General features: G+C 56.0%; 9 protein-coding genes. 6 read left to right on the plus strand and 3 right to left on the minus strand.

Going from position 1 to position 9,295, the window contains the following annotated elements; genetic code table 11:
* Positions 1 to 894, minus strand: an 894-nt coding sequence (locus VEV40_RS09965; RefSeq protein WP_324832024.1) for a DHA2 family efflux MFS transporter permease subunit, incomplete at its 3' end; no start/stop codon positions are given.
* Between the two features lie 212 nt (positions 895 to 1,106).
* Between VEV40_RS09965 and dnaK the strand changes: the two genes are divergently transcribed.
* The 4 genes from dnaK (at position 1,107) to VEV40_RS09985 (ending at position 5,063) form a co-directional block, all read left to right on the plus strand.
* On the plus strand, positions 1,107 to 3,035 hold the full coding sequence (gene dnaK / locus VEV40_RS09970) for a molecular chaperone DnaK (RefSeq protein WP_324832025.1): 1,929 nt from the start codon (positions 1,107 to 1,109) through the stop codon (positions 3,033 to 3,035).
* 100 nt (positions 3,036 to 3,135) lie between these two features.
* Positions 3,136 to 3,306: a hypothetical protein gene (locus tag VEV40_RS09975; RefSeq protein WP_324832026.1), complete on the plus strand. Its 171-nt coding sequence runs from the start codon at positions 3,136 to 3,138 to the stop codon at positions 3,304 to 3,306.
* Between the two features lie 207 nt (positions 3,307 to 3,513).
* Positions 3,514 to 4,308 (plus strand): Fpg/Nei family DNA glycosylase, encoded by a 795-nt coding sequence (locus tag VEV40_RS09980; RefSeq protein ID WP_324832027.1) that lies wholly within the window; start codon positions 3,514 to 3,516, stop codon positions 4,306 to 4,308.
* An 80-nt stretch (positions 4,309 to 4,388) separates the two neighbouring features.
* On the plus strand, positions 4,389 to 5,063 hold the full coding sequence (locus VEV40_RS09985; RefSeq protein WP_324832028.1) for a hypothetical protein: 675 nt from the start codon (positions 4,389 to 4,391) through the stop codon (positions 5,061 to 5,063).
* 22 nt (positions 5,064 to 5,085) lie between these two features.
* On the opposite strand, the gene VEV40_RS09990 is transcribed toward VEV40_RS09985, so the two are convergent.
* Both VEV40_RS09990 and VEV40_RS09995 read right to left on the minus strand, forming a co-directional pair.
* A complete protein-coding gene (locus VEV40_RS09990) occupies positions 5,086 to 6,183 on the minus strand; it encodes a VWA domain-containing protein (protein ID WP_324832029.1) in 1,098 nt (365 codons plus the stop codon).
* Between the two features lie 19 nt (positions 6,184 to 6,202).
* Positions 6,203 to 7,273, minus strand: a complete 1,071-nt coding sequence (locus VEV40_RS09995) for a VWA domain-containing protein (RefSeq protein WP_324832030.1) — start codon at positions 7,271 to 7,273, stop codon at positions 6,203 to 6,205.
* A gap of 250 nt (positions 7,274 to 7,523) precedes the next feature.
* Here VEV40_RS09995 and VEV40_RS10000 point away from each other — a divergent pair, with 250 nt between their 5' ends.
* Positions 7,524 to 8,858 (plus strand): DUF1015 domain-containing protein, encoded by a 1,335-nt coding sequence (locus tag VEV40_RS10000; RefSeq protein WP_324832031.1) that lies wholly within the window; start codon positions 7,524 to 7,526, stop codon positions 8,856 to 8,858.
* Positions 8,836 to 9,295, plus strand: a 460-nt coding sequence (locus VEV40_RS10005) for an N-acetylmuramoyl-L-alanine amidase (protein WP_324832033.1), incomplete at its 3' end; no start/stop codon positions are given. The genes VEV40_RS10000 and VEV40_RS10005, both read left to right, overlap by 23 nt.

Genomic DNA, 9,295 nt, shown 5'->3' on the forward strand with positions numbered 1-9,295 from the left:
AATGGTGGAATAGACACTTAGCCCCAGCAGGAGCATCAATGAACAGCCGATGGCGAAGTTCCGGTCCTTGAGTGTCCGCAGGTTGACCAGCGGATCTTTTTTGCGCCAGGAGTGGATGACGAACCAGATGAAGCTGATGACCACTGCGGCAATGGCCCACCGGATCCAGACAGCGCCCAGCCAGTCGTCTTCCTGTCCCTTGTCGAGAACAACCTGTAGACAGCCGGTCCAGACCGCGAGCAGGCCAAAGCCGAGGTTATCGAATGGGCTGGCCTTGGTGTTCTTGATGTATGGGGGGTCGTGGACGAAGCGGCTGATCATGAAGACCGCCAGCGCGCCTACCGGGATGTTGATGTAGAAGGCGTAGCGCCAACTGTAAGTGTCAGTCAGCCAACCGCCGAGCGTCGGGCCGAGAATCGGCGCGACAACCACGCCAAAGGCGAAAACCGCCATGGCAGCGGCGCGCTTCCTGGGCGGGAAGCTTTCGAGAAGTATGGCCTGCGAGAGTGGCTGCAGGGCGCCTCCGCCCGCTCCCTGAATGATACGGGCGATAAGGATGAACCCAAGTGAGGGCGCAGCTCCGCAAAAAAAGGACGCGACGGTGAAGATGATGACGCAGATGATGAGGAAGCGCTTACGTCCAAATTTGAGAGAAAACCAGTGACTCGCCGGCAAGATAACGGCATTGGCGACCAGATAGCTGGTCAGGACCCAGGTGGCCTCATCAGTTGAGGCGGAAAGTGATCCAGCGATATAGGGTAGGGCGACGCTGGCGATGGCCGTATCCAGCACCTCCATGAAGGTGGCCAGCATGACGGAAACAGCGATAAGCCATGGGTTTACGCCGCCTGTGGCTTCTTGTTGGTCGTAGGCTTGGATCGCGGCATCTGCCATGAAGAGGAACGGCTACTCAGCTTAAGATACAGAATCCCTGGAAAATGATGCAGTATTTCGTGTGGAATCAATCGTTTAGAAATAAGTTGGATAGTTGCATCTTCTGTGCAAATCTCGGCATCAGATAAGTTGACAATACATGACTCAAGTGCGAAGCTGAGATAGAACCATCAACACTTAAGCCAAGCATGAGGGCAGTGGGGCAGACGAATATGGCAAAGATTATTGGAATTGACTTGGGCACGACGAACTCCGTCGTGGCTGTAATGGAAGGCGGCGAGCCGAAAGTGATCGCCAACGAAGAGGGTGGCCGGACAACGCCATCCGTGGTTGGCTTTACCAAGAGCGGCGAGCGCCTGGTGGGGCAGGTGGCGAAGCGCCAGGCCATCACCAATCCGCAGAACACGATTTACTCCATCAAGCGCTTTATGGGACGTCGTTATAACGAAGTGAACGACGAAATGAAGATGGTGCCCTACAAGGTGGTCCAGCAGGGCGACCATGTTGCCGTGGAAGCGCAGGGAAAGCTGTACACGCCGCCTGAGATCTCGGCGATGATCCTGCAGAAGCTGAAGAAGGCGGCTGAGGATTATCTCGGCACATCGGTGAGCGAAGCCGTCATCACTGTTCCTGCGTACTTTAATGACGCGCAGCGCCAGGCGACGAAAGACGCCGGCAAAATTGCCGGGCTCGATGTCAAGCGCATTGTGAACGAGCCGACGGCTGCGGCGCTGGCCTACGGTCTCGACAAGAAGAAGGACGAGACGATTGCTGTCTACGACTTTGGCGGCGGCACCTTCGATATTTCGATATTAGAAGTAGGCGAAGGCGTCATCGAGGTGAAATCCACCAATGGGGATACGCACCTTGGTGGCGACAACATCGACCAGAAGATTGTGGACTGGCTGATTGACGAGTTCAAGAAAGACGAAGGCCTTGACTTGCGCGCCAAGGGCAACGAAATGGCCTTGCAGCGTCTGAAGGATGCGGCGGAGCGCGCCAAAATTGAGCTTTCGACTGCGCTCGAGACCGAGATCAACCTCCCGTTCATCACGGCTGACGCGAGCGGTCCGAAGCACCTGGTCAAGAAGCTGACACGCGCCAAGCTTGAACAGTTAGTCGAAGACCTGGTTCAGCGGTCACTGGAGCCATGCAAAAAGGCGATGGCAGACGCAGGCGTCGACGCAAGCAAGATCGACGAAGTAGTTCTCGTCGGCGGACAAACGCGTATGCCCCGCATCCAGCAAGTCGTGAAAGAGCTCTTCGGCAAGGAGCCGCACAAAGGCGTGAATCCTGACGAAGTGGTTGCGATTGGCGCCGCGGTACAGGCCGGCGTGCTGTCGGGCGAGGTGAAGGACCTGCTGCTGCTCGACGTGACTCCGCTGACACTGGCGATTGAAACTCTGGGTGGCGTGGCAACGCCGATGATTCCGCGCAACACAACGATTCCCACGAAGAAGACGGAGACATTTTCTACCGCTGCGGATTCACAGACGGAAGTCGAAGTGCACGTCCTCCAGGGCGAGCGCCCCATGGCTGGACAAAACCGCACACTGGGCAAGTTCAAGCTGAGCGGCATTCCTCCGGCCCCCCGCGGAGTACCGCAGATCGAAGTGACATTCGATATCGATGCCAACGGCATCCTGAATGTAACGGCGAAGGACAACGCCACCGGCAAGGACCAGAAGATTACGATTACGTCATCTTCGGGTCTGAGCAAAGAGGAAGTCGAACGTATGGCCAAGGACGCGGAAGCACACTCGGCTGAAGACAAGGCGAAGCGCGATGAAATCGAAGCGCGTAACGGGCTCGACAACCTTGTTTACAACATCGAAAAGATGTTGAAAGAAAACGGCGACAAAGTTTCAGGCAACGACAAGACAGATGTGGAAAATGCGCTTGCCGACGCAAAAAAGACGCTCGAAGGCACGCCATCTGCATCTGAACTAAATGCGACCCGCGAAAAACTGACTGCGGCGTCGCACAAGTTGGCCGAAGCGATGTACAAGACCAACGCAGCCGGAGCAGCGGCTGGCGCACCTCCAACCGATGGAGCGCAGGCGGCAGCCGGCACCGCGGATGAGAAGAAGGATGAAGGCGTCATCGATGCTGAATATGTGGATGTTGACGAGAAAAAGTAATCGAGCGCGGTAAATAAAAAACTTGAGGGGGCGCGCTCACAACGAAACGTTGGCGCGCCCCTTGTGTTTATAGAAGTGAAGACTGGAGTACTTGAAGCTTATGACCGAAACCCTTTGGAAATGCGAACAGTTGCGGGCCGGGCAGGTGTACAACACACTTATGTTTAATACGCGCGAAGAGGCCGAGAAATTCAAAGCCCAGCTAAACAAAATGGAACCGGACATGTTCTGCCGGATCGAGGCAGTTCCGGTGAAAATGGTCTGGAATTAACTATGCATCATTCGTCGTCATTCTGATGACCAACGGGAGGAAAGAATCCATACGAAGCACGATTGCCGAAGCTGCATCAAGTTTCTGCCACGAATTCATTTAGGCTCTTGCGAGAAAGACAGGTAAGGTTTCGCAACTACTATCCGTCGTATGGATTCTTATTCTTCGCTTCGCTCAGAATGACTCCTGTCTAATATCATTCCCATCATGCCCGAAGGAAATGAGATCCATCGTTTCGCTGAGCAACATGCCGCGGCTTTTGCGGGCAAGCGTGTAAAGGCGGATTCGCCGAATGGCGGCTTCCCTGATGCTGAAGTTCTTGACGGGCGCAAGCTGTTGCGCGTCGTTGCTATCGGTAAGCACCTTGGCTATCACTTCGGACGAGATCTGATTCTGCATGTCCACCTGGGCATGTATGGAGACTTCCATCAGGGCAAAATCCCCTTCCCTCCGGTAAAAGGCGCGTTGCGGCTGCGCATCTACACCAAAGCAGACTGGATTGAGCTGCGCGGCGGCACCGATACTTCAATCTTCACGCATGCAAAGTGGGAATCGCTGCTCCGCCGGCTTGGCCCCGACCCGCTGACTCCCAGCTCGGACCCGAAGCCCGCATTTGAGAAGATCGCAAAGCGCACCACCCCGATTGGCGCGCTGTTGATGGACCAGTCCGTCATTGCGGGCATAGGTAATATCTATCGCGCCGAACTACTTTTCCGTGCGAAAGTACATCCGTTGCGGCCGGGCAAAGATGTGCTTTTGACAATTCTCAAGAGCATCTGGAAGGACGCGAAGAAGCTGATGAGCGAAGGCGTGAGGGACACGCGCTACATCACCACTACGGCCAAAGACCGGCCCCACAAACGCGGCCCTGTGCGCGAGGACGAAGAACGCTACGTCTATCGCAGGCACGGCAAACCTTGTTTTGTCTGCGGCACAAAAATTGTGCGCGACGAACTCGCGGGAAGGACCGCCTACTGGTGTCCGGCCTGCCAGAAGAAATAGGCCGTGCCATTATCATTTTCCCATAGACTGATTTTTCTGAGGGAAATGTGCCGCGACTCCACCTGCTTTTGACGGTTTTAATGTTGTTGATCGCCCCCGCAGTGCGCGGGCAGGACCCGGACATTCACAGCCCGGACTTTCTGACCGCGTACAAAGGTACGCCCTATGAGGATAGCCAGTACAAAGGCGGAGCGCAGACCATTCCCGGGCGCGTACAGTGCGCATACTACGATCTCGGCGGACCGGGCGTGGCCTACTTCGACACGACGGAAAAGAACCTCGGCAGCGGCACGCTGAATCCAGCAGATGGGACATATCTGAACCAGTTCCGCATGAACGAAGGCGTGGACACGTCCTACATCAAGTTTCACGACCAGATCGACAATAATCCTTACAACCTGGTGAAGCCTCCGGAGAATCAGCTCTATGTGGGATGGACCGTTCCCGGCGAGTGGTTCAACATTACTGTAAAGACGCGGCGCGCTGGCCACTACAAGGCCGATCTGCTCTACACATCCAATCGCGGCGGGATAATTTCCATTGACGTAAACGGCTTTCCCGCAAGCGGCCCACTGAATGTTGTATCGACTTTCAATAAATCTGATCCGATTGCGTGGCGGCAGTGGCACCACTGGAATCTGCAGCGCGATTTCGTCAAGTTCGACCTTCCCGCTGGAGTGAGCGTACTGACTATCCGCATCCTCACGCAGGGCAACATGAACCTCGCCTACTTCGATTTCAAGGAAACGCACTGAGGAGCATGGTGATAGCCCGCGGCTACTTCGCTGGCGCGGTCTTTACCCCCGCAGTGTCCGCAGTGTTGTTTTTACTGTTTGTCTTCGGATAATAGCCGCTGCGGGTGCGGACGCTGAGTTTGCCATGCCCGGCGGCGGCGGCCTGGACTTTCACGACACGGTATCCGCCCTGGCTGGCCGGCTTTGTCGAATGATAGCCAATGGTGTACTGGTTGCGAATATCTCGTGCCACTTCCGCGCAGATCTGGTCAACGTATTCAAGCGACTTGGGGAAATAAGCGATGCCACCCGTCTCGCTGGAGAGCAGTTGCAGAGCGCGCTTGGCGCGATGGGCTTCCCGCCCTCCGCTTTCGTCGCCAAAAAGCAAGCCGATTGAATAGACTACCGGCCCCTGCAAGTCCTGCACCCGACGGATGGTCTGTTCGAGATTCAGGCTCGATGCGTTGTCTTCGCCGTCAGTAACGATGAGCAGGACCTGCTTGGGGCGCTTGGCTCCTTTCGCCAGTTGATCAGCTGAGGCCACTACGGCATCATAGAGGGCTGTTCCGCCTTTCGAATCGATATGAGCGAGGCCATCGCGAAGCTTGGAGATGTCGGAAGTAAAGTCCTGGTCTATGAAGGCTTCATCGGAGAAGTTGACGATGAAGGCCTCGTCCTGCGGATTGGAAGCCTTAACCAGATCGAGTGCAGCCGTGTTCACGGCCAGGCGCTTGTCGCGCATAGAGCCAGAGTTGTCGACTAGGATGCCCATCGAGACAGGAATGTCCTGGTGCTGGAAGGCGGCGATCGTCTGCGGCACACCATCTTCAAAGACGTGGAAATCATCCTTTTTCAGATCATTGACGATGCGGCCATTCTCATCGAGGACGCTGGCATTGAGCACAACTTCGTCAACATCGCGGCGAAAGGTGAAGCCGCCTCTTTCACTTCCCGCAAGCGGTGTGCCGGGTTTAACCTTCTCAGGATTTGACGGGCTGACCGGCTGGTTGTCGGCAGCGTCAGGCGAGACGATTGGATCACGATCAACTGTGAGGGACGGCTGCTGCTCCGGTTTTGAAGGTACCTGCTGAGGCGCGGGCGCTTGCGCCCGGAGTACACAGAAAGACGCAGCAAGGAACAAAAAAAAGAGAAGATGCCGTTTATTGCAAAGGCGCATAGTATCCGGTGCGGGCATGAACTGTAAGCTGAGGCAGCCCTGGAGGCGGCACCAGCTTTACTTTCAATCTACGCCACTTGCCGTCTCTGCGTAGATCAGCCGGGTCGTATCCCAGCACATACTCATTTCGCAGCTCGGCGCTGATTTTTTCGGCGATGTCGCCCATCTCGGAAATGTCATCGACGCGGAAGAGCCGTCCGCCGGTTTCAGAGCAGATGTCATTAAGCAGCATAGGGCCAAGACGTTCTTCGGTAGTGGCCGCGTATGGGTCGAAAATGCCGATGGAGTAAATCTGCACGTCCGACTCGCGTACAGTCGCCCGGACTTCGTTCTCCGTGTAGCGGCTGCGGTTATCGCCGCCGTCGGAAACGATCAGTAAGGCGCGCCGCTCGTACTTGGCCTGCTTCATCTTGTTCAGGCCCATGTAGATCGCATCGAGCAATGCTGTGCGGTGCTCGGCGTGGACCATGGCCAGACGCGCTTCAATGTCCTGCGGGTTCGAGGTAAAGTCTTCAATCAGCTCAGGCCGATCATTGAAGCCGATCACAAAGAACTCGTCCTGAGGATTGGCCGTGTGCATAAACTGAAGGATCGAGTCACGCGCGCGGATGACCTTATTGGCCATGCTGCCGCTCAAATCGAAGATAATGCCGATGGAAACCGGAGCGTCTTCCTGCGAGAAGGTCTTGATGGTTTGTTGCTTGTTGTTTTCGTAGAGGAAGAAATTCTCCTTTTCAAGGCCGGTTACCAGGCGGTCCATTGGGTCAGTGACGATCAGCGGCACCAGCACCAGATTCACATTCACCCGAATACGCTCATTGTGGCGCGCTTTCATGGCCGCCTCGCCTTCCAGCGGGGCTGGAGGCGCATTGGGATCGGGCTTGGGTGGCGGCGGCTCTACATGGACCTTATTGAGCGGGTCTTCCTGCGCGGGGGACAGAGATGGGCAAAGCGCAAAACCGATAACGAGCAGTACGAGGGACATGACTGCGGAGATGCGATATGCAGTTCTACCGGTCGAGCGAGCGTTTTTGCGCCCCAGCAAGAGCGCCATGTGTATGTACCCTCGTCCTTCTTGAGCAAATCGTAGCACGTTGCATGAATGACTTGCCTACGAAGATTTCGATGCGATGGGAAGAAATACGGTGAGCCGCCTCCTTCGCAGGATGAACAGCGGCATTCTCACGGGGAAGTGGGTTCTGCGATGCGGAAATTCATGCAAATGCGTGGGATACAATCGAGACAGCACTGTAAATAAACCATATTCACGCCGCTTTTCGGCATTCTCGGAGTTACGAGCTCGCATGGCCCGCATTTATCCGTTTCGCGCATTACGTTATAACCCTTCCCTCGTCCGCGTTGAAGACTGTGTGACCCAGCCGTATGACAAAATATCTCCTGCTATGCAGGAGGCGTATTACCAGAAGAGCCCGTATAACCTCGTCCGCGTCATTCTTGGGCTGCCGGAGCTCTTTGACGGCAAGGAAACAGGCGACGTGTATACCCGCGCTGCGCGGGATTTCTCCGCCTGGCGCGAGAGTGGCATTCTGGCGCAGGAATCCGATCCATGCGTTTTTGCCTATTCGCAGAAATTCACCGTGCCCGGCTCTAACGGCACAGTATTGGAACGGCGTGGTTTTATCGCGCTCGGCGGATTGCATGATTACAGCGAAAGCGTCGTCTTCCGGCATGAGCAGACCCTGTCCAAGCCAAAGTCTGACCGCCTGAACCTGTTGAGGGCCACGCGTGCTCACTTCGGCCAGATTTTCATGCTCTATTCCGACCCCGGCCTGACCGCAGAGAAACTTCTCTTCAAGGAAGATGCTGTGCCGGACATTGAGGTAACGGACGAATACGACGTGCTGCATCGCGTATGGAAAATCAGCGACGAGAGCACAATCAATATCCTCGTCAGCGCGCTGGCCGACAAGAAGCTGATTATTGCCGACGGGCACCATCGCTACGAGACGGCGCTGAATTATTCGAAAGAAAACGCGCCAGCCCAGACGGCATCAAGCGAGCGCAATAGCTACTCGCTGCCGCAACCGCCCTACCCGGAAGCGGTGGCTATGATGACGTTCGTGAACATGGATGCCGAAGGCCTGGTGATTCTGCCGACGCATCGCGTTGTCTTTGGTCTTAAGAATTTCGATCCAGCAAAGTTTGTTGAGCAGGCAAAAGCCTACTTCGTGGTAAAGCAGGTTGCTTCTTCTGAAATCGTCGATTTGAGGGCAAAGCTGGCCACTGCGGGCGCGGGAAAGACCGCGCTGCTGGCAGTTACGAAGAGCGGCAATTATCTTCTGACGGCAAAGCCGGAGTCGGTTGCAAAGGCACTGGGCAATCTTTCTGAAAGGCAGCGCCAACTCGATGTGGCGCAGTTGCATGGACTGGTGCTGGAACAGTTGCTGGGTATTACGCCGGAAGCCATTCGCGAGCAGACGAACCTGCGATATCTGCGTGATGCTGGCGAGGCCGTCGATCAGGTGGCCCGAGGCGAGGCCGATGTGGCGTTCCTGATGAACCCGGTAACGATGGCGCAGATGCGCGAGGTTGCATTTGCCGGCGAAGTAATGCCGCAGAAATCTACCGATTTTTTCCCTAAACTATTGAGTGGCCTTGCGATCTATCCGCTGGATTGATTTCCGCTCAACGCTGTTAAGCCTGTGCGCACTGGTGGTCGTATCCGCAGCGGGCGCGCAGGAGCCTCCGCCACAATCGAACCTGCCCGACATGGGTAAGCCGCCCACGGTACCAATCGCGCCCAGAGCGCAGGTGCAGCCGCAATATGTGATTGTGCTGGACGCAGCGCATGGCGGCAGCGATGTCGGCGCGCAATTCAGCGACAAACTGCTCGAAAAGGACTTAACACTGGGATTCTCCATACGTCTGCGGCAGGCTCTCGCCTCGCGGGGAATTCAGGTCGTTACCACACGCGATTCTGACGCAGCTGTTCCGATGGTCGCGCGCGCGGAAACCGCCAATCACGCTCTGGCCGCAGCCTGTATCACTCTGCATGCCACAGCAACAGGAAGCGGCGTACATCTGTTTACGTCATCGCTTGCTCCGATAGCTTATA

Source organism: Alloacidobacterium sp., from assembly GCF_035631355.1.
Taxonomy (GTDB): domain Bacteria; phylum Acidobacteriota; class Terriglobia; order Terriglobales; family Acidobacteriaceae; genus Alloacidobacterium.